Here is an 18329-nt window from a genome sequence, read left to right as displayed (position 1 = left end):
CTCCTCTGTGGATCGTAAGTCGGGCCGCCCGGTCATGCGTCGGCCACCGCGCTTTCGACGGGCTGGGTCGACGCGCTCCGCGACGAGCGCCCGAAGCGGGTGAGGAACAGGACCGCGAGGGCGCCGAGCACGCCCGGGATCGCGAACACCCGGTACATCGAGCCGGGAGCCCAGCCCGCCTGCAGCAGGAAGCCGGCGAGCAGCGGCGCCAGCACGGCACCGAGCCGGCTCACCGCCACCGCGAGGCCGAGGGCCGTCGCGCGGGCTTCGGGCGGGTAGAGGCTCGGGATGATGACCGTCATCCCGGAGACCGTCCCGTTGAGGAACAGCCCGACCAGCACCGCCACGACGAGCGCGGTGGCCAGCGTCCCGAGCGACACCGAGAAGAGGATCAGGGCGAGGGCCCCGATTCCGAAGTAGGCCGCGGTCAGCCGCCGGGTGCCGGCGCGGGCCGCCAGCAGTCCGAACAGGACCGCGCCGGTGACCCCGCCGAGGCTGAAGAGGACGCCGCCGCTGATGCCCTGCTGGCTGGACATGCCGGCCTTCAGCAGCAGGCTCGGCGTCCACGAGCTGGCGAAGTAGAACATCAGCTGCGCCGCGATGAACGCCACCCAGACCAGCGCCGTCCGGACGGCGTTCCCGCCGCGGAACAGGGCGTCCAGGGCCACTTTGCGCGAAGACGCGGGCACCGCGGGCAGGTCCGTTTCGGGGGCACGGCCCATCGAGGCGAGGATCCGGTTGAGCTTCTCCAGCGCCTGACGCGGCCGCCGGGCGACGAGGTAGTCCATCGACTCGGGCAGGGAACGCAGCGCGACGGCGAAGAGGATCGCCGTGGCCACGCAGCCGAACACGAAGACCGAGCGCCAGCCGAACGCGCCGATCAGGATGCTCGACGCGATCCCGGCGATGACCGAGCCGAGGCCGTACCCGGTGGTGATCAGCGCGACGACCAGCCCGCGGCGCCGGTGGTTCGCGTATTCGGAGGTGAGCACGGGCAGGCTGGCCGCCATCGCGCCCACCGCCGCCCCGGTCACCAGCCGGCAGGCGAGCAGCTGGCCGAAGTCCTGCGCGGCGGCGGCGGCGAGCATGCCCAGCGACGCGAGGGCGAGACAGCCGAGCGTGAGCCGCCGTCGTCCGACGCGGTCGGCGAGCGGGGCCAGGAAGAGCCCGCCGATGGCCATGCCGGCCAGTCCCCCGCTGAGCAGCACCCCCACTCCCGACGGGGAAAGGCCCCACTCGCGGGTGATCGCCGGGCCGACGAAGGACGTGACCAGGAGGTCGAACCCGTCGACCAGGTTGATCACGAGGCAGAGCGCGACCGCCCTCACCTGGGCGCGGCTCATCGGTGAGTTCTTCACCTGTTCGAGAACGTTCAAGGCAAACCTCGCTTCGTTGCGGCGGTCGGTCACGCCCCGGGGAAAGCTCTGTATGTAGCGCTCACTCTACAACTTGGAGCACGCGTTGGCTATGCCCGAGTGCGTGACCGGTCGAGAGCGAAAGCGAAGCGGGTGAAGGACAACTGCCGCGGCGAAGGCGCGCGCGGGCTACTTCGCGGCGGTGCCGGTGCGGAACTGCAGGATGCCGTCGACGCCCTGCAGGAAGGTGTCGCAGACTTCCGCCGGGTCCGACAGGCAACCGGACACCATCGCGCCGTCCCGCAGCATCACGAAGTGCCGGCCCGCGAGCTCCGGCGGCGTCTCGCCGACCTGCGCGAGCAGGTCCGTGACGGTGCTACGGAACCACTCGCGGTGGGCGAGAACGGCCTTGTGCACGGGGTGTTCGGGGTCCGGGTACTCCGCGACCGCGTTGAGGAAGGCGCAGCCACGGAAGTGGGCCGACCGGATACCCTCGGTGATCGACTCGGCGATGGCCCGCAGGAGGTCGGCCGCCGGCAGGTCGGCGGCGAGGGCCTTGTCGACACCCTCGCGCTCCATCTCGGAGACACCCTGCAGGTAAGCGAGGACCAGGTCTTCCTTACCGGGAAAGTGCCGGTACAGCGTGGCGCGCGTGACCTGCGCCTCCGCGACGATCCGGTCGATCCCCACGGAGTGCAGGCCCTCCGCGTAGAAGATCCGCGTCGCCGTCGCGAGCAGCCTCGACCGCGCTTCGGACACCTTGCCCCGTGTGCTGTGCTCCATCCGTTCGAGTCTAGCAGAGAGAACGGTCGGTATCTCCCCGCGAAGCCGGGGTCAGGAGGCGCTCCAGCCCCCGCCGAGGACCCGAAGGCTCACGACTTCGGCGCAGCGAAGGGGTTGGCGTCGGCGTGGTGGTGACCCCACTCGTCCGGGCGCCCGAAGTCGTGCGGGACCCAGTCGTCGCCCACTTCGATGCCGCCGCAGCCGATCTCCAGGTGGAACCCGCTGGGATTCCGCACGTAGAAGGAGATCGCCTTGTCGTTCATGTGCCGGCCGAGGCTGATCGAGATCGGCACGTCGTGGGCCTTGGCCCGGTCGTACGCCCGCCCGACGTCGTCGATCGAGCCGTGTTCGAGCTCGAGGTGGTGGATCGACGGCGTTTCCGCGTTCGCGAGCGCGATGCTGTGGTGCGTCCGGTTGCACCGGAAGAAGAACAGGCCGGGGGCGCGGTAGTCGGTGAGCTTGAACTCGAGCACGGACTCGTAGAGCTCGCGCAGTTCCGGCAGCTTCGGGCCGGCCAGCACGAAGTGCCCCAGGCCCGTGACGCCGGCCGGGCGGTCGGCGCCGAGCCGCACCTTGGCTTCCCCGACCGCCAGCTCGACGCGGTACCCGACCGGGTCGGTGAACCAGCGCAGGTGGGTGGCGCCGCGCAGGTCCCGTTCGTCGGCGGTCCCGTCCGCGACGGCGAACCCGGCGTCGGTCAGGCGTCCGGTCAGCCGGTCCAGCTCCGGGACGGAGTCGACGACCCAGCCCAGCTCGCGCGGTCTGTCCTCAGTGGACGGATGGAGCGCGAGGCGGTACTTGAACTCGTCGAGCTCGGCCAGCACGACCTCGGCCGTGCCGGACTTGGCGTGCGTGACGCCGATTCCCAGCGTGCGCCCGAGCAGTGCGGTCCACGCGTCGACGTCGGTGACGTCGAGCCCGACGTAGCCCAGCTTCCTGATGCCCACGGGTCATCCCTCCGCTGCCGCGGCGGCGCCGCCCCGCAGGAACTCGCGGACGATGTGGTTGAACTCGGGTGCCCGCTCGTACTGGACCCAGTGGCGGGAACGCGGCAGCACGCGCAGCTCCGCGTCGGGGATCCCCTCGAGGATCTTCGTCGCCCAGGCGAGGGGAACGGTCTGGTCCTCCCGCCCCCAGACGAGCAGCGTCGGGGCGGCGATGCGGCCCAGGTCGGGCGTCAGGTCGCCGAAGTCCGGCGGGATCGGCAGCTCGGGGTGGGCCCGGAGGCTCGACTCGTAGCGCTCGTCGATGAGCTCCTCGGTCGCCAAGGACTCGTCGAAGACCATCAGGCGCACGAACTCGGCCATCGCTTCGCGCGAAGGCTTTTCCGCGGCCATGTAGGCGAAAAGGTGCTCGAGCCCGACGGGCCAGGGCGGGGCGTCCGCCGGGAGGACCCCGCCCGGCGCCATGAGCACGAGCCGGTCCACGCGGTCCGGGTACCGCATCGCGATCCGCATGGCGACGGCGCCGCCGTAGGAGTTGCCGACCAGGTGCGCCCGCTCGATCCCGAGCGCCGTCATGGCTTCGCACACCCGGTCGGCGGCGTGGAAGATCAACGGCTCGGCCGACTCGGGCCGCGGGGACCGCCCCCAGCCGGGCAGGTCGACCACGACGTTGCGGTAGTCCTCGAACGCGGGCAGGTTGCCGCCGAAGTTGCTCATCCCCGTGGCGCCCGGCCCCGAGCCGTGCAGCCACACGACCGGGTGGCCCGAACCGGCCTCGGTGCAGGCCAGTCCCGCGTCACCGCCATCCAGAGTACTCGTCACCGTGCCACCCCATTCGTTGTATGTAGCGCTCACTATACAACGGGCGGCAGTGTTATCAAGGCCGGATCGGACGGCGGTGGTCTCGGCTAGCGCTTCCGCTTCGCGGCACCGCGCCGCTGCTCCGCCAAGCCGCGGATCAAGGAGACGAACGGCGCGACCTGCGAGCTGTAGCTCAGGCCGTCGAAGCTGCTGGTCACCGAAAGCCCGTCCGTCAAGGCACGCCCCAGCACGGCCAGCTGCTGCACGAGAGCTTCGTTGTGCTTGCCGCCGTTCGGCGCGAAGACCGGCGTGAGCGCGTCCACCCAGGACGCGTGGGCGTAGTCGCGGACGCGGCGCACGGTCGCGTGGATGGCCTCGGCCTCCTTCTGCGGGCCGACGCTGATGGCGACCAGGAGCTGGAGGTAGTCCGGCCGCCGGTCGAGGGAGTCGCAGGCCGCCGAGAACCACGCCTCGAGACGTTCGAGCGGCGCGAGGTCGTCGAACGAGGACGGGTTGGGGAACAAGGCGTGCAGCTCTTCGAAGGTGCGCTCGAGGAGCGCCGCGAGAACGCCGAGCTTGTTCCCGAAGTGGTAGTAGATCGAGCTGGGCGGAAGGCCGGACTGCGCGGAGAGGTCCGAGATGGCCATGCCGTCGTAACCCTTTTCGCCGACGAGGGCACGAGCCGCGTTCAAGATGACCTCTCGGCTGCTCAGTCCGGCAGCAGCCGGCGCGGAGCCGGAATCCCTCACCATGCGGTCATGATAGGTCCGCGCCGGCGCCACTCCCCGGCCGGAGGGATGTTCCCGCGCGTCGCGTTCGAGTACGGGCACACGGCGTGGGCGGCGAGTGAACCGCCCGACGCGGCCGCGGTGGCGCGGCGTCAGGCGACCGGGACGAGCGGCGCGTCGAGGAGGCTCCGGTCGCCGTCGATGCCGTGGGCCAGCGCCGCCGCCACGTCCTCGTGGGGCGTGCCCAGCCGGACCGCGCTGGCCTCCTCCAGCAGCCGGTACTGCTCCCCGCTCAGCTCGACCGCCAGCGCGTCGAGGTATCCCTCCAGGTGGGCCGGGGTGCGCGGGCCGACGATGGGGATCATCGACGTCCGCACCCGCGCGGCGCGCTGCCGCAGCCAGGCCAGAGCGACCTGGACCGGACCCGTCCCGATCTCCCCCGCGACGGCGAGCACCGCGTCCAGCACGGCGGAACCCCCGGCTTCCGTCGCCCGGCCGCTGAGCCTCCCCTGCTCGCCGTGGCGGTACTTGCCGGTCAGCAGGCCGCCCGCCAGCGGCGAATACAGGACGACGCCGAGTCCGTGGGCCTGCGCCATCGGGAGGAGCTCCCGGTCCGCGGAGCGTTCGGCCAGGCTGTACTCGGTCTGGATGCCGGCGAGCGGCGGGTGCCCGCCCAGCTCCGACCGGACGGCGGCGCCCGCGACCCGCCAGGCCGGGAAGTTCGACAGTCCGCCGTAGCGGATCTTGCCCGCGCGGATCAGGTCCTCGAAGCCGGCCAGGATCTCCGCGGTCGGGGTCACGCCGTCGGGGAAGTGCGGCATGAAGACGTCCACGTAGCCGGTCTTCAACCGCCGCAGGCTTTCCTCCAGCGAACGGATCATCGTCTTGCGGCTGTTGCCGGTGGTCCCCGGCCGGACGCCGGCCTGCCTGCTCCCGCTGTACTTGGTGATCACGACGAACTCGTCGCGGTCGCGGCCGAGGAGCTCGCCCAGCACGGTTTCGGCCTCCCCGTTCTGGTAGACGTTCGAGACGTCGAACGTGGTGCCGCCGGCCGCGACGAAGGCCTCGAAGATCGCCTTGGCGCCCGGCAGGCCGGCGGCCGTGGGTGCCGACCCGAAGGTGGCGGTGCCCAGGACGTACTCCGAGACCCGCAGGCCGCTCTGTCGTCCGAATGTCCGGTAGCGCACGGATGTCTCCTCGAGGCACGGCGGTGGGGTATGGTTCGGACGTTAGCACAAAAAACGAATGGTCGTTCTTTTATGCCGAGAGTCACGCAAGCCCACCTCGACGCCCGCCGTCAGCAGATCCTCGACGCGGCCCGCGCGCGCTTCGCCGGCCACGGCTTCGCCCGGACGTCCATGCCCGACCTCGTCGAGGCCTCCGGCCTGTCCATCGGGGCGATCTACCGGTACTTCAAGGGCAAGGACCAGATCGTCGCGGCCATCTGCGAGCAGTCCACCCAGGCGCTCCCCGCCGAGCTGACCGCCGAATCCACGGCCGGGTTCCTCCACCACATCCGCACGATGGCGCGCGAGGAGGACCACGCCCGGCTGGTCGCGCAGATCTACGCCGAGGCCGCGGTCTCCCCACCGCTCGCCGCCGTCGTCCAGCGGCAGCTCGACGACCTGCGCACCGACGTCGCCGCACTCCTGCCCGGCCGAGAGCCGGCCGAAGCGGCGCGGATCGCGGAGGCGTTCGTGGCCCTGTGCCACGGCTACACCCAGCAGCTCGCCGTACGCGGCGACGTCGACCCGGCCCCCTTCACCGCGGCGCTCGTGGCGATCATCGGGTCGTGAAGCTCAGGCCGGCGGCCAGTTCCGCGGCACGGCGTCGGCCGGGGTGTTGGCGCGGTGCCCGCAGCGCCTCGACGACGTAGGCGCCGGGAGCCGCCGTCAGTCGGCGGAGAGCGCGAAACCGTGCAGGGACAGCGCGGAGGGCGCGGGCAGCCTCCCGTTCGCCGCGTCGGCGCGAAAGGCCTGGAGCAGGTACGCGACCAGGCGACGGGACGCCGCCGCATCGGCGGGCAACGCCGTCACCAACCCGCCGTGGGCCAGGAACGCCACCGCGAGGTCCGAGAGCCGGAAGTCGGCCCGCAGCTCCCCCGCCGCCTGCGCCCGGCGGATCAGGGTCGCGAGCGCTCGTTCGGTCTGGCTTCGCGACCGGCTGTGGGCCGCCGCGGCGTCCGGGAAGGCCGCCATGAACGCGGCCGGGAAGCCCCGCTCCTCCCGCTGCAGCGCGCAGATCGTCTCGAACAGCCGCCGGAACCCGTGCCATGGGTCGGGATCGGCGATCGCGTCGGTGAAGGCTCGCGTGCACGTCTCCATCTGCCGCGTGAACGCGGCCCGCACCAACGCGTCGCGCGTCGGGAAGCGCCGGTACAACGTCGCGACGCCGACACCGGCGCGCCGGGCCACGGTCGCCATCGGGGCGTCGATCCCGCGCTCGGCGAAGACCGCGCGGGCGGCGACGAGGATGCGCTCCTGGTTGCGCCGCGCGTCCGCCCGCAGCTCGGTCGGGGCCGCTATCCGAGAAGGTGCTGCGGGCATTGTCTCTCACCTCGGCAGAAACGGATGATCTCGTCCATTTGCGAGTCTACGGTCACGGGCAAAGCCCCCTGACGAAGGTGAGAACGGTGACCGACCGCACGATGAAGGCAGTGCTCTTCGACCGCTACGGCGACCCCGACGTGCTCTACGTCGGCCAAGTTCCGCGGCCGGCCCCGGCACCGGGCGAGGTTCTGGTGCGGGTACGCGCTTTCAGCGTCAACGGCGGTGAGCTGGCGGCCCGCGCCGGAAAGCTCCGCCTCCTCACCGGGAAGAAGTTCCCCCAGCGAGTCGGGCTGGACTTCACCGGCGAGGTCGCCGCCCTCGGTGCCGGCACGACGGCGTTCGCGATCGGCGACCGCGTGTGGGGCGTCCTGCCGCGCACCGCCGGCTTCGGCAGCGCCGCGGAGTACGTCACGGTGGCGGCCGATCGGGTCGGCTTGGTCCCCGGCGGCCTGGACCTGGTGGACGCCGCGGCGCTGCCGGTCGCCACCACGGCGGTGACCGCGTTGCGGGACAAGGCCGCGCTGCGCCCCGGCGAACGGCTGCTCATCCGGGGCGCGGCGGGCGGCGTCGGCAACGCCGCCGTCCAGCTCGGACACGCGTACGGCGCCGAGGTCACGGCCTTGGCGCGGGCCGCCAACCTCGACTTCGTGCGCGAGCTCGGCGCCACCGAGGCACTCGACCACCGGACCGCCGGGCCCGCCGAGCTGGGCCGGTTCGACGTCGTCCTGGACACCGCGGGCACCGACCTGGCGAGCTTCCGGCGGCTGCTGGCGCCGGGCGGGCGCATGGTCACCATCGCCTTCGACCTGACCAGAATCGTCACCTCGCTGGGCTCGATCGCGGCGAGCGCGGTGCACGGCCGCGCCCGGGTGCGCGCGTTCAGCGGCAATCCGAAGCGGCCGGAGTTCGACGACCTCGCCCGGCACGTCGCCGAGGGCAAGCTCGAGCCGGCGGTCCACAAGGTGTTCTCCCTGGCGGAGACGGCGGCGGCACACCGGGCGCTGGAAGCCGGTGGCGTGCGGGGCAAGTACGTCGTCGAGGTGGGCTAGGCGATCAGTTCCGCGAAGCGCTCCGGACTGACGTTGCCGCCGCTGATGAGCACGCCGGCCCGTCCGGACACGGGCACCTGGCCGCTGATCAGCGCGGCCAGGCCGGTCGCGCCGCTGGGCTCGAGGACGAGCTTGAGCCGCTCGAAGGCGAACCGCATCGCCTCCCGGACGGCGTCGTCGGAGACCAGCGCGATGGCGTCGACCAGGTGCCGGTTGATCGAGAACGTCAGCTCGCCCGGGATCGAGGCGGCCTGGCCGTCGGCGATGGTGCGGGGAACGGGGATCGAGACGCGTTCGCCCGCCTCGAGCGAGCGCTTGGTGTCGTCGCCCGCCGCCGGTTCGACACCCACGACGCGAATGCCCGGTCGCAGCGCCTTCGCGGCGGTCGCGCTGCCCGCGATGAGGCCGCCACCGCCGACCGGGACGACCAGCGTGTCCACCGGACCCGCGTCTTCGAGCAGTTCCAGCGCCGCGGTGCCCTGGCCGGCGATCACGTGCGGGTGCTCGTAGGGCGGGATCAGCGCCAGGCCCCGCTCGGCCGCCAGCGCCTCGCCGAGCGCGACCCGGTCGCCCGTGTACCGGTCGTAGGTGACGATCTCGGCGCCGTACCCCCTGGTCGCGTCCACTTTGGACTTCGGGGTGTCTTCGGGGACGAGGATGACCGCGCTGCTGCCGAGCTCCCGGGCGGCGAGCGCGACGGCCTGCGCGTGGTTGCCCGACGAATACGCGGCGATGCCCTTCGCCAGCTGCTCCGGCGACAGCCGCGAGGCGGCGTTGTACGCGCCGCGGAACTTGAAAGCGCCGATGCGCTGGAGGTTTTCGCACTTCAGCAGGACTTCGGCGCCGACGAGGTCGTCGAGGGTGCGGGAGCGCACGACCGGCGTCCGGTGGGCGACGCCGGCCAGGCGGGCGGCCGCGTCGCGGACGTCGTCGAGGGTCACGAGCGGGTTCACGGTGCTCCTTGGTCACGGATTTCGGCGAGGTAGGTGTAGGCCGAGGCGCGGGAGATGCCGATCCGCGCGGCGACCCGCGGCACCGCACCCCGGACGGCGAAAACGCCCCGGTCGCGCAGGCCGCGGAACAGGTCGAGGCGTTCGTCGCGGCCGAGCGCGGCCCAGGGTTTGCCCAGCCGCAGCTGGTGTTCGTCGACGATCGCGGCCACCACGGCGCCGACGTCGTCGCCGAACGTCGTGGTCGGCGTTTCCGCGGCGGTCCCGACGTCGGCGAGCTCGCCGACCAGGGTCCGCAGCTGGCCCAGTGCCGTCACGTCGAGGTTCACGCACAACGCGCCGAACACCGTGCCGCCGCTGTCCCGCAGCACCATCGTCGAGGACTTGACGAGCTTCCCGGACGCCGTGCGGGTGACGTAGTTCAGCTGGTCCTCGGCGTCGTCGCCCCGCGCGAGCAGGCCCATGCCGATCTCGCTCATCGAGCCCCCGACGCCGCGTTCGGTGACCGAGCCGGCGATCGCCACCACCGACGTCTCCGGGCGGCGGAAGTCGTGGACGACGACCTCGCAGAACGAGCCCAGCGTCGCCACGATGCCCTCGGTCACCGGGGCGAGCGCCGCGAGGATCGCGTCCTGCTCAGACATCGCGCACCCGGGCGAGGGCTTCGACTTCGACGACGGCGCCGTAGGGCAGCGCCGCCGCGCCGATGCAGCTGCGAGCCGGCCGGGGCTCGGCGAAGAACTCTTCGTAGACGCGGTTGAGGCCGTCCCGGTCGGCGATGTCGGTCAGGTAGACGACGACCTTCACCACGTCGGCCCGGCCCGCTCCGACCGACCGCAGGGCGGCGTCGAGGTTGGCGAAGGCCCGGGCGCATTCGGCGTCGAACCCGCCGGGCACCAGCGCGCCGGTCTCGGTCACGCCGAGGCGGCCGGAGACGGTGACGAGGTCGCCACTGCGGAAAGCGGCGGGATACGGGTGGTCGTTGCTCACCAGACAGACTGTACAAGCCGTGGACTGAACGTCCAGATGATGCCCGTCACGCGGTCAGCGGATGCGGTCGATCACCGGCACGAGCCGGCGGAGCAGGGCGACGAGCTGCTCGCGCTCGGCGGAGGAGAACGTGCCGAACGCTTCGGCCTGGCGTTCGCGCCGGCGGGCCAGGAGCCGCGCCAGCCGCTCGCGACCCTCCGGCGTCAGCGTCACCAGGACTTTGCGCTCGTCTTCGGGTGACCGCCGTCGCGTCACCACCCCGGCGCCTTCCAGCTGCTGGAGCATCCGGGTGGCCGTGGGGATGGACACGTCGGCGGCGGCGGCGAGCCTGCCGACCGGCAGCTCCGGCTCGCCCGCCAGCGGCTCGAGCATCGTGACCTGCGGCAGCGACAGCCCGGCGTCCCGGTCCGCGCCCGCCGAGCGGGCCTTGCGCATGGCGAAGAACACGGCGTCGGCCGCCTGCACCAGTTCGTCGACCTCCGCCGCGTTCGGAGGCTTGTTGCCGGTCGTCATGCGAGCTACTCTAGCAAAGCAATAGTTAGCAACCTAGCTATTAGGAGGCTAGACATCATGAGTGACCGCATCGACGTCCACCAGCACCTGATCCCGGCCCGGTACCAGCAGGCGCTGGCGGACAGCGGCCGGACCGCGGGCGGGTGGCCGATGCCTGCGTGGAGCCCCGGTGCCGCGCTCGCGATGATGGACGAGGCGGGGATCGCCACCGGGGTGCTGTCCATCAGCGCGCCGGGCGTCCACTTCGGCGACGACGCCGCGGCCCGGGACCTGGCCCGCGAGATCAACGACTTCCAGGCGGAGCTGGTCAAGGACACTCCCGGCCGGTTCGGGCACTTCGCCGTGCTCCCGCTGCCGGACTTCGACGGCGCGGTCGCCGAGGCGGCGCGGGCACTGGACGAACTGCACGCCGACGGCGTCGTCCTGCTGTCCAACTCCGACGGCCACTACCTGGGCCACCCGGCGTACGAGCCACTGTGGACGGAACTGGCCGCCCGCGACGCCGTGGTGTTCGTGCACCCGGCCGAACCGCCGATCCCGCGGCTCGACGGCCTGCCCAGTCCCCTGCTGGACTTCCCGTTCGACACCACGCGCACCGCGCTCGACCTGGTGGCCCACGGCGTGTTCGACCGGCATCCGGACCTGCGGATCATCCTGTCGCACGCCGGCGGCTTCCTGCCCTTCGCCGCGCACCGCTTCACCGGCGCGGCGATGTTCAACCCCGGCACCACCCCGGAAAGCATCATGGCCGGGCTGCGGAAGTTCTACTTCGACACGGCCCTGTCCGCGTCGCCGACCGCGCTCCCGTCGCTCTTCGCGTTCGCCGAACCCGGCCACGTCCTCTACGGCAGCGACTTCCCCTTCGCGCCGAAGGAGTGGCGCGGGGAGTTCGACCGGTACCTCACCGCCTACGACGGCCCCGGTGCCGAACGCTTCCCCGACGTCGACCGCACCGCGGCGGAAGCGCTGTTCCCCCGGCTCCGCGCTCGCTGACGGTCCCCTCCGCGGGAGGGCCCGGGAATGAAACCCGGGTCCGGGGTGTTGATCAAGGGCATGTCCGACGAAACCGCAGAATTCAGTCCCACCGAGTGGGTGCAGGGTCAGACCAAGACGATCCTGGAGACCGGAACCACCGAGGGGATCGAGGTGCTCGGGTCGCCGATCGTGCTGCTGACGCTGCGCGGCGCGAAGACCGGCAAGCTGCGCTACACCCCGGTCATGCGGGTGGAGCACGCGGGCAGCTACGCGGTGGTGGCGTCCAAGGGCGGCGCCCCGGAGCACCCCGTCTGGTACCACAACATCAAGGCGCACCCGGAGTTCCCCCTGCAGGACGGAACCACGACGAAGACCTACGCGGCACGCGAGGTCGAGGGCGCCGAGCGCGCCGAGTGGTGGGAGCGCGCGGTGGCGGCCTACCCGTCGTACGCCGAGTACCAGACGAAGACCGACCGGCAGATCCCGGTGTTCGTCCTCGACCCGAAGTAGCACGACGGCCCGGTCTGCCGCGGCAGGGTACCCGCCGCGGCAGACCATTCCGTGTCCCCCGCACCTCGCCACGCGGTCAGAATCCCGAGTTCCCCGTCCCTCGGACGAGTGAAAAACCGCCCGGGTTGGTCAGCCCGCCGGACGCCGCGCCCGTCACCGACGTGTTCGACACCGAACCCGACCCCGCCGAGCTGAGGTCGATCCCGTAGGTGCCGGCGCCGGTGATCGTCACGTGGTCCAGGCTGAGCTGGGTGATCTTCCGGCCGACGATGGCCGCGCCCGGGTCGAGGCGCTCGTCGGTGACCTGGACGGCCTGCCGGGTGGTGTCGGTGATCGTCAGGTCCGCCAGCACGATCGGGGCGCTGATGTCCTTGGTCAGCGCGAAGATCTGCACGGCTCCGAACGGCTTCTTCCAGTTGGGCTCGTCCCCGCCGGTGCGGACCAGGGTGTTCCGTCGCACCGCCGTGGTCCCGCTGAACGCCACCGGGTTGAAGCGCGTGCTCACCGCGATGCCCGACGACGCCGCGACGGTGTCGCTGATCAGGTTGTCCTCCGCGCGGTTGCTCGTGCCGCCGTAGATCCCGACGCCGTTCGCCAGCATGGGCGACTGCACGGTGTTCGCGGTGAACGCGCTGTTCGTCACGGCGTTGCCTTCGGAATACATCGCCAGCGCGTCGTCACCCGTGTTGCGCAAGACCGACTGGTCCACGCGGACGTTGTTCGTGACCCCGCCGCCGGCGTGGATGTTGACGCCGTCCGCGTAGGTGTCGCGGACGCGCAGGCCCACGGCGTACAGGCCGTCGGTGCCGGAGTCGGCCCAGAGCCCGACCTTCGTGTGCTCGACCCAGAGGTTCTGCAGCAGCGAGCCGGTGCCGAAGTTGCCTTCCAGCGCGGCGTTCCCGTTCGCGTCGTCGCGGGTGCGGTTGTCGCCGAAGATCGCGAGGTCGGCGATCGTCACGTTCGGGCCGCTCGCGAAGAACCCACCCTTGAGGCCAGTACCTTGCAGCACTGACGACCACGGCCCGGCGCCGAAGATCTTCACGTCGGCGACGCTGATCGGCGCGCTGATCCGGAACGTCCCCGCCGGGACGTAGAGCGGCTTGTTCTGCGACCGCGCCGCCGCAATCGCCGCCGTGATCGCGGAAGTCGCGTCCGAGCCGTTGTCCGGCACGGCGCCGTACGAGGTGATCGACAGCGAGCCGGCCGGTGCGGGCAGGGCGGCCGGTACCTGCTCGGCGTCGATCAGGTCGACGTCGATGGTCGATGCGGCCGCCGAGTCCTTCTGCAGCTTCAGCACGGTGCCGGCCGGGAAGTCCCCGATCGTCGTGCGGACCTCGTCGAAGAACCGGTGCGCCAAGCCCTGCGACGGCGTGTTGCTGAACGGGTAGTCGCCGTAGACCCAGCTGTACTGCGACGTCAGCGTGAGGTCCTTGACCTTCGTGCCGTTCGCGTAGAGCGCCAGCGGCGCCGTGGTGCCGGTTCCGTCGGCGGAGTCCGGGATCGAGAACCGCACGACGACCGCGTTCGCCGGTTTGGTGAGGGTGACGGCGACCGACTGGCCGGTGCCACTCAGCCGCACCGCGCGGCGGCCGCTCGCTTCCGACGACACCGTGCGGTAGGTGCGATCCGCCGCCGGCGTGGTGGCGCCGCCCGCGAGGGTCCCCTCCTCGGCCTCGTACTCGGTGTACGGGGTGGTCGCGCCGCGCGTGGCGGCCGCCGTCTCGCCGCCGACGGTCACGCTGTCGACAAGTACGTCACCTCCGGTCGCGGACGTGCTCGCGAGGCCGACCGTGTTCAGGCCCGCGCGCAGGGGAACCGAGATCGTGGCGGTGCGCCACCCGGTGCCCGAGGTCAGCGAGACGCTGCCGGCGTCCTGCCCGTTGGCGGACACCGCGAGCACGCGGTTCGCGCCGCTGGTGTTGGCGAACCGGACGGTGGCGGTCGCGGTGCCGGCCGAAGCCAGGACGACGGTCCGGATGACCCGTGCGCCGACGTGGTCGAAGCCGGCGACGTACCCGTTGCCGTTGTAGCCGGAAGTCGCGGTGGCGAGGGTCGCGCCGGAGGACAGGAACGCGCTCTCGGCTTCGCCAGGACCGGCCGGGGTGTTCGCCGACACGGACAGGTTGTCGAGGTTGACGTTCCCGCTGTCGGTGGTGTCGTAGAAGTAGGCGACGGTGTGGGCGCCCGCGGAGAGCGTCTCGGTCTCGGTCGCCCACGTGTCCCAGTTCGCGGTCGTGGGGAACGAAACCTGCCGCAGCTTGACGCCGTCCACCAGCAGGGAAAGCGTTTGCGGGACGCCGCTTCCGTTCGCGTAGCGCAGGGTGAGGTTCGTGGCGCCCGTGGCCGTCACCGAGAAGGTCGTCTTCGCGGTGCCGCGGTTGCCGTCGGTGTACCCGCCGACGAACCCGCTGCCGGTGTAGCCCGCGTGGTCGGTCGCCACCACCGCACCGCCCGTCAAAGCGGCGGACTCCGTCTCCAGCACACCCGATTCCGACGTCGATCCGGCGGTCACGTCGAGGTAGTCGAGGTTGACGTTGCCGTTGTCGGCCGTACCGAACGAGTAGGCGACGTGGTGAGTGCCGGACGACAGCGTGGCCGTCGTGCTCGCCTGGCCCCAGGTGTCCCAGTTCGCGGTCGCGGGCAAGGAAATCTGCCGGGCGGCACCGTCGATCGACAGGGACAACGTCCGGGCCGAGCCGGTGCCGTTGGCGTAGCCGAGGACGAGCGTGGTCGACCCGCCGGTGGAACTGACCGTGAAGTCGGTCTTGGCGGTGCCGCGGTTGCCGTCGACGTACCCGCCGACGAACCGGCCGCCGCTCGCACCGGGGTGATCGTTCTGGGTCACCGCGCCGCCGGACAGCGCGGCGGACTCGGCTTCCAGCCTGGTCGTCGCCGCGGCGGCCGGTGGTGCGGTGGCGAACGACGCGACGACCGCGGTGACCGCCAGCAGCAATAACGGTTTCTTCATGAGTCGCTCCCGAAATGGGTCAGTGGAGTCAGCCTTTGACCGCGCCGCTGAGCGCGTCGCCGCGCAGCACCAGGCGCTGGAACACGAGGAAGAGAGCCACGGGGATGACCGTGGCGATGGCCAGTGCGGCCAGGAAGACGTCGAGCTCCACGAAGGTCTGCAACGCGGGCAGCCGCACCGAAAGCGGCTGCACCGCCGGGTCGGGCAGCACCAGCATGGGCCAGAGGAAGTCCTTCCAGGACGCGATGACGGCGAACACCGACACCACGCCGAGGATCGGCTTCGACATCGGCAGCACGACGAACAGGAAGATGCGCAGCGGCCCGGCGCCGTCCACCCGGGCCGCCTCGAACACCTCACTCGGCAGGTTCGCGAAGAACCGCTGCACGAGGATCACGTTGAACGCGTTGGCCCCCGAGGGCAGCCACACCGCCCAGAACGTGTTGATCAGCGACAGGTCGACCATGCTCAGGTACAGCGGCACCAGCAGCACCACCGACGGCACGAACAGCGTCGCCATCACGATCGCGGTGACGACCTTGCGGTAGCGGGGTTTCAGGACGGCGAGGGCGTACCCGGTGGTCGTCGCGACGAGCAGCTGGACCAGCCACGCGCCGAGCGCCACCCAGATCGTGTTGAGGAAGTACTTGCCGACCTCGACGCGGGTCCACGCCGTGACGAGGTTGGCGAAGTCGATGCCGTGCGGCCACAGCGCGAGGGGGTCGCGCAGGGTGTCCTGGGTGGGCGTGACCGCGGCTTTGGCCAGCCACAGCAGCGGGCCCAGCCCGGCCGCGAACAACGCGGCCAGCAGCGCACCCTGCAGCGTCCGGGTGAGGCGCCGGACGCCTGGCCGCCGCCATTCCGTGGGGGCGATCAGGCCACGGTCGACGCCGCCGCTCATGACGTGCTCCAGGACCGGGTCAGCCGCAGGAAGACGGCGGAGAAGAGCGCGAGGGTCCCGGCGAGCAGGACGCTGAGCGCGGTGGCCGCGCCGTAGTCCCCGCCGAGGCTGTCGGCGAAGGCGTAGTTGTAGATCAGCAGCAGGATCGTCGTGGTGGCGTGCGCCGGGCCGCCGCCGGTGAACAGGAACGGTTCGAGGAACACCTGCGTGGTGCCGATGATCTGCAGGATGAACGTCGTCAGCAGCACGCCGCGCAGGTGCGGGAGCGTGACGTGCCGGACCTTGCCGCGGATGGTCGCGCCGTCGAGCTCGGCGGCTTCGTAGAGCTCGGGCGGCACGCTGGTCAACGCGGCGAGGTAGATGATCACGGTGCTGCCGGCCGCGGCCCAGGTCGCTTCGATGACGAGCGAGCCCATCGCGGTCGACGCGGACTGCAGCCACGGCGCCGGCCCGATCCCCACCAGGCCGAGGACCTGGTTGAAGAGGCCGTCCGGGCCGGCGTCGTAGAACACCTTCCACAGCAGCACGGCCACGACCGGCGGGATCACCACCGGCAGGTAGGCCAGCGCGCTGAACAGGCCCCGCCCCTTCCGGACCTCGCTCATCAGGACGGCCAGCGCGAGCGGGATCGGATAGCCGATCAGCAACGCCAGTACCGCGAAGAGGCCGGTGTTGCCGACGGCGGTCCAGAACATCGGGTCGCCGAGCACGGTCCGGTAGTTGTCCAGGCCGACGAACACCGGTGCGGTGACGAGGTTCGTCCGCTGGAAGCTCATCAGCGCGGACTTGCCGATGGGCAGCCAGGCGAACATCCCGAAGACGACCAGCGCCGGCAGCAGGAACAGCACCGGGGCGAGGCCGCCGCGGCGCACCCACCGCAGCGGCCTTCGCCGGGCCCGTTCCCGGACCGGTGCGGGCGCGTCGATCCGGGGCGGGGCCGCGGTCGTCACGGCCGGTCCAGCAGGGCCTGCACCTGGGTCTGGGCGTCCGCGAGCAGCGCGTTGACGTCGGCGCCCCGGTCGGTGAGGACCTTCTGCACCACGGTGTCCAGCACCCCGTAGACCTTCTGGGTCGCCCGGGTGGGCTCGGGCAGCAACGGCTGGCCGAACATCTTGCTGGTGTACGGGGTCATCTGCGCCAGCGGCACGGTGACGTACCGGCTGATCCACCGCAGCCGCTCGTCGTAGGTGGCTTTGTCGAACACCGGCAGCTCGGGCGAGCCCACGGCCTGTTTGGCGTCGGCGTTGGTCTTCGCGTCGGCCTCCGCCGCGGCCTGGTCGGTCAGCTTGCGCAGGTAGTAGAAGTCGATCCACTTCACCGCGGCGGACTGGGTCTTCTTCGACGCCTTGACGTTGACCACGGCGAGGGTGCCGCCGCCGAGCGCGCCGGCGTCCGGGCCGGTGAGCGGCAGCGCGGTCACGCCGTAGTCGGCGGGCTTGATCGCGTTCTGGGCGAGCAGGTCCTTGTAGTTGCCGCCGCCGGAGACGTACATGCCGATCCGGCCGGCGGCGAAGTCCTGGTTGATGCCGTTCCAGTCGTAGAGGAAGTTCGCGCCCATGCTGTCGTCGTCCCAGCGCATCGCGCGCAGGTTCTGCAGCACCTGGCGCAGCTGCGGCGTGTCGATCGTGGCGGTGGCCTTGTCGCCGTCGAGCTTCTCGGTGCGGCCGCCGAACGCGTAGTCCTGGGTGACGAGGATCCAGCCGCCGGTGTTGTCCTTGGTCATCTGGGCGTACCCGGCGGCGCCGGTGCGCTGCGCGATCTGCTTCGCGGCCGTGCGGACTTCGTCCCAGGTGGACGGTGGCTTGTCCGGGTCGAGGCCCGCCTGCTTGAACAGCGTGCGGTTGTAGTGCAGGGCCTGGGTGTAGGCCGCGATCGGGATCGCTTCCTGCTTGCCCTGGGCGTCCTGACCGGTCTTCGCCACCTCCGGGTTGAACTTCCCGGCGTAGGGCAGCTGGGCGACGTCGGCGCTGATGTCGGCGATCTGGTGGCGCTCGATCAGGCCGCGCCCGTCGGTGAACGGGACGGTCACCACGTCCGGCAGCGTGCCGCCGGCCAGCTGCGCGGTGAACTTCGTGGGGTCCCACTTGAACTCCTGGACCACCAGGTCGATCCCGGGGTTCGCCTGCTCGAACTGGGCGACGCGGGCGGTGAACGCGTCGACGGCGCTCTTGTCCTGGCCGGGCTCGAGGGCGACCTTGACGACGGTCTTCCCGTCGGCGGTGGTGTCCCCGCCGTTGTCGGTGCCGCAGGCCGTGAGCACGCCGAGCCCGAGCGCGGCGGTGAGCACGATGGTGAGGGTTTTCGAGGACATCA

Annotated in this window: 19 protein-coding genes; 4 read left to right on the top strand and 15 right to left on the bottom strand. The window is 71.5% G+C overall.

Features of this window, described 5'->3' with window-relative positions; all coding sequences use genetic code 11:
* Positions 1 to 32: 32 nt before the first annotated feature.
* The 6 genes from ACZ7OU_RS24355 to ACZ7OU_RS24330 all read right to left on the bottom strand — a co-directional run bounded on the left by ACZ7OU_RS24355 (position 33) and on the right by ACZ7OU_RS24330 (position 5798).
* Positions 33 to 1343: an MFS transporter gene (locus tag ACZ7OU_RS24355; protein WP_470256823.1), complete on the bottom strand. Its 1311-nt coding sequence runs from the start codon at positions 1341 to 1343 to the stop codon at positions 33 to 35.
* Positions 1344 to 1544: 201 nt separating this feature from the next.
* Positions 1545 to 2138 (bottom strand): TetR/AcrR family transcriptional regulator, encoded by a 594-nt coding sequence (locus ACZ7OU_RS24350; RefSeq protein WP_470256822.1) that lies wholly within the window; start codon positions 2136 to 2138, stop codon positions 1545 to 1547.
* A gap of 89 nt (positions 2139 to 2227) precedes the next feature.
* A complete protein-coding gene (locus ACZ7OU_RS24345; RefSeq protein WP_470256821.1) occupies positions 2228 to 3085 on the bottom strand; it encodes a VOC family protein in 858 nt (285 codons plus the stop codon).
* A gap of 3 nt (positions 3086 to 3088) precedes the next feature.
* Positions 3089 to 3904, bottom strand: a complete 816-nt coding sequence (locus ACZ7OU_RS24340; protein ID WP_470256820.1) for an alpha/beta fold hydrolase — start codon at positions 3902 to 3904, stop codon at positions 3089 to 3091.
* Between the two features lie 86 nt (positions 3905 to 3990).
* A complete protein-coding gene (locus tag ACZ7OU_RS24335; protein WP_470256819.1) occupies positions 3991 to 4635 on the bottom strand; it encodes a TetR/AcrR family transcriptional regulator in 645 nt (214 codons plus the stop codon).
* A 128-nt stretch (positions 4636 to 4763) separates the two neighbouring features.
* Positions 4764 to 5798: an aldo/keto reductase gene (locus ACZ7OU_RS24330; protein ID WP_470256818.1), complete on the bottom strand. Its 1035-nt coding sequence runs from the start codon at positions 5796 to 5798 to the stop codon at positions 4764 to 4766.
* 72 nt (positions 5799 to 5870) lie between these two features.
* Between ACZ7OU_RS24330 and ACZ7OU_RS24325 the strand changes: the two genes are divergently transcribed.
* A complete protein-coding gene (locus ACZ7OU_RS24325) occupies positions 5871 to 6407 on the top strand; it encodes a TetR/AcrR family transcriptional regulator (RefSeq protein ID WP_470256817.1) in 537 nt (178 codons plus the stop codon).
* A gap of 96 nt (positions 6408 to 6503) precedes the next feature.
* On the opposite strand, the gene ACZ7OU_RS24320 is transcribed toward ACZ7OU_RS24325, so the two are convergent.
* Complete coding sequence (locus ACZ7OU_RS24320; RefSeq protein ID WP_470256816.1) at positions 6504 to 7157, bottom strand: TetR/AcrR family transcriptional regulator; 654 nt, start codon at positions 7155 to 7157, stop codon at positions 6504 to 6506.
* Between the two features lie 86 nt (positions 7158 to 7243).
* Here ACZ7OU_RS24320 and ACZ7OU_RS24315 point away from each other — a divergent pair, with 86 nt between their 5' ends.
* On the top strand, positions 7244 to 8209 hold the full coding sequence (locus tag ACZ7OU_RS24315; protein WP_470256815.1) for an NAD(P)-dependent alcohol dehydrogenase: 966 nt from the start codon (positions 7244 to 7246) through the stop codon (positions 8207 to 8209).
* Here the strand turns inward: ACZ7OU_RS24315 and ACZ7OU_RS24310 are convergent.
* The 4 genes from ACZ7OU_RS24310 to ACZ7OU_RS24295 are packed head-to-tail and all read right to left on the bottom strand — an operon-like array spanning position 8206 to position 10662.
* Positions 8206 to 9162: a pyridoxal-phosphate dependent enzyme gene (locus tag ACZ7OU_RS24310; protein ID WP_470256814.1), complete on the bottom strand. Its 957-nt coding sequence runs from the start codon at positions 9160 to 9162 to the stop codon at positions 8206 to 8208. The genes ACZ7OU_RS24315 and ACZ7OU_RS24310 overlap by 4 nt on opposite strands.
* The gene (locus tag ACZ7OU_RS24305; RefSeq protein WP_470256813.1) at positions 9159 to 9803 is read right to left on the bottom strand and encodes a helix-turn-helix transcriptional regulator; all 645 of its coding nucleotides are present in this window, start codon (positions 9801 to 9803) and stop codon (positions 9159 to 9161) included. Before ACZ7OU_RS24305 ends, ACZ7OU_RS24310 begins: the two co-directional genes overlap by 4 nt.
* A complete protein-coding gene (locus ACZ7OU_RS24300) occupies positions 9796 to 10149 on the bottom strand; it encodes a RidA family protein (protein ID WP_470256812.1) in 354 nt (117 codons plus the stop codon). The genes ACZ7OU_RS24305 and ACZ7OU_RS24300 overlap by 8 nt, the downstream gene beginning before the upstream one ends.
* A 54-nt stretch (positions 10150 to 10203) precedes the next feature.
* Positions 10204 to 10662, bottom strand: a complete 459-nt coding sequence (locus tag ACZ7OU_RS24295) for a MarR family winged helix-turn-helix transcriptional regulator (protein ID WP_470237803.1) — start codon at positions 10660 to 10662, stop codon at positions 10204 to 10206.
* 57 nt (positions 10663 to 10719) lie between these two features.
* Here ACZ7OU_RS24295 and ACZ7OU_RS24290 point away from each other — a divergent pair, with 57 nt between their 5' ends.
* Positions 10720 to 11655 (top strand): amidohydrolase family protein, encoded by a 936-nt coding sequence (locus ACZ7OU_RS24290; RefSeq protein WP_470256811.1) that lies wholly within the window; start codon positions 10720 to 10722, stop codon positions 11653 to 11655.
* 60 nt (positions 11656 to 11715) lie between these two features.
* Positions 11716 to 12147 carry a nitroreductase family deazaflavin-dependent oxidoreductase gene (locus ACZ7OU_RS24285; RefSeq protein WP_470256810.1) on the top strand — a complete coding sequence of 144 codons (432 nt, stop codon included), beginning with the start codon at positions 11716 to 11718 and terminating at the stop codon, positions 12145 to 12147.
* Between the two features lie 76 nt (positions 12148 to 12223).
* Here the strand turns inward: ACZ7OU_RS24285 and ACZ7OU_RS24280 are convergent, their stop codons facing one another.
* Genes ACZ7OU_RS24280 through ACZ7OU_RS24265 form a run of 4 tightly spaced genes read right to left on the bottom strand, consistent with a single transcriptional unit; the run spans position 12224 to position 18327 of the window.
* Positions 12224 to 15115, bottom strand: a complete 2892-nt coding sequence (locus ACZ7OU_RS24280) for a CBM35 domain-containing protein (protein ID WP_470256809.1) — start codon at positions 15113 to 15115, stop codon at positions 12224 to 12226.
* 28 nt (positions 15116 to 15143) lie between these two features.
* Positions 15144 to 16016, bottom strand: a complete 873-nt coding sequence (locus tag ACZ7OU_RS24275; RefSeq protein ID WP_470256808.1) for a carbohydrate ABC transporter permease — start codon at positions 16014 to 16016, stop codon at positions 15144 to 15146.
* A complete protein-coding gene (locus ACZ7OU_RS24270) occupies positions 16013 to 16966 on the bottom strand; it encodes a carbohydrate ABC transporter permease (protein ID WP_470256807.1) in 954 nt (317 codons plus the stop codon). The genes ACZ7OU_RS24275 and ACZ7OU_RS24270 overlap by 4 nt, the downstream gene beginning before the upstream one ends.
* Positions 16963 to 18327, bottom strand: coding sequence for an ABC transporter substrate-binding protein (locus ACZ7OU_RS24265; RefSeq protein ID WP_470256806.1), 1365 nt, complete (start codon positions 18325 to 18327; stop codon positions 16963 to 16965). The genes ACZ7OU_RS24270 and ACZ7OU_RS24265 overlap by 4 nt, the downstream gene beginning before the upstream one ends.
* Positions 18328 to 18329: the final 2 nt, after the last annotated feature.

It is taken from the genome of Amycolatopsis sp. NPDC114505 (genome assembly GCF_055633615.1).
The sequence above is the reverse complement of the archived record's forward strand: the minus strand, read 5'-3'. Positions and strand labels throughout refer to the sequence as shown.

Bases quoted from the DNA above. Each gene is read 5' to 3' on its own strand.
- ACZ7OU_RS24355 (WP_470256823.1), bottom strand. From the start codon at position 1,343: ATGAGCCGCGCCCAGGTGAGGGCGGTCGCGCTCTGCCTCGTGATCAAC.
- ACZ7OU_RS24350 (WP_470256822.1), bottom strand. From the start codon at position 2,138: ATGGAGCACAGCACACGGGGCAAGGTGTCCGAAGCGCGGTCGAGGCTG.
- ACZ7OU_RS24335 (WP_470256819.1), bottom strand. From the start codon at position 4,635: ATGGTGAGGGATTCCGGCTCCGCGCCGGCTGCTGCCGGACTGAGCAGC.
- ACZ7OU_RS24325 (WP_470256817.1), top strand. From the start codon at position 5,871: ATGCCGAGAGTCACGCAAGCCCACCTCGACGCCCGCCGTCAGCAGATC.
- ACZ7OU_RS24320 (WP_470256816.1), bottom strand. From the start codon at position 7,157: ATGCCCGCAGCACCTTCTCGGATAGCGGCCCCGACCGAGCTGCGGGCG.
- ACZ7OU_RS24305 (WP_470256813.1), bottom strand. From the start codon at position 9,803: ATGTCTGAGCAGGACGCGATCCTCGCGGCGCTCGCCCCGGTGACCGAG.
- ACZ7OU_RS24295 (WP_470237803.1), bottom strand. From the start codon at position 10,662: ATGACGACCGGCAACAAGCCTCCGAACGCGGCGGAGGTCGACGAACTG.
- ACZ7OU_RS24290 (WP_470256811.1), top strand. From the start codon at position 10,720: ATGAGTGACCGCATCGACGTCCACCAGCACCTGATCCCGGCCCGGTAC.
- ACZ7OU_RS24285 (WP_470256810.1), top strand. From the start codon at position 11,716: ATGTCCGACGAAACCGCAGAATTCAGTCCCACCGAGTGGGTGCAGGGT.
- ACZ7OU_RS24280 (WP_470256809.1), bottom strand. From the start codon at position 15,115: ATGAAGAAACCGTTATTGCTGCTGGCGGTCACCGCGGTCGTCGCGTCG.
- ACZ7OU_RS24275 (WP_470256808.1), bottom strand. From the start codon at position 16,016: ATGAGCGGCGGCGTCGACCGTGGCCTGATCGCCCCCACGGAATGGCGG.
- ACZ7OU_RS24265 (WP_470256806.1), bottom strand. From the start codon at position 18,327: ATGTCCTCGAAAACCCTCACCATCGTGCTCACCGCCGCGCTCGGGCTC.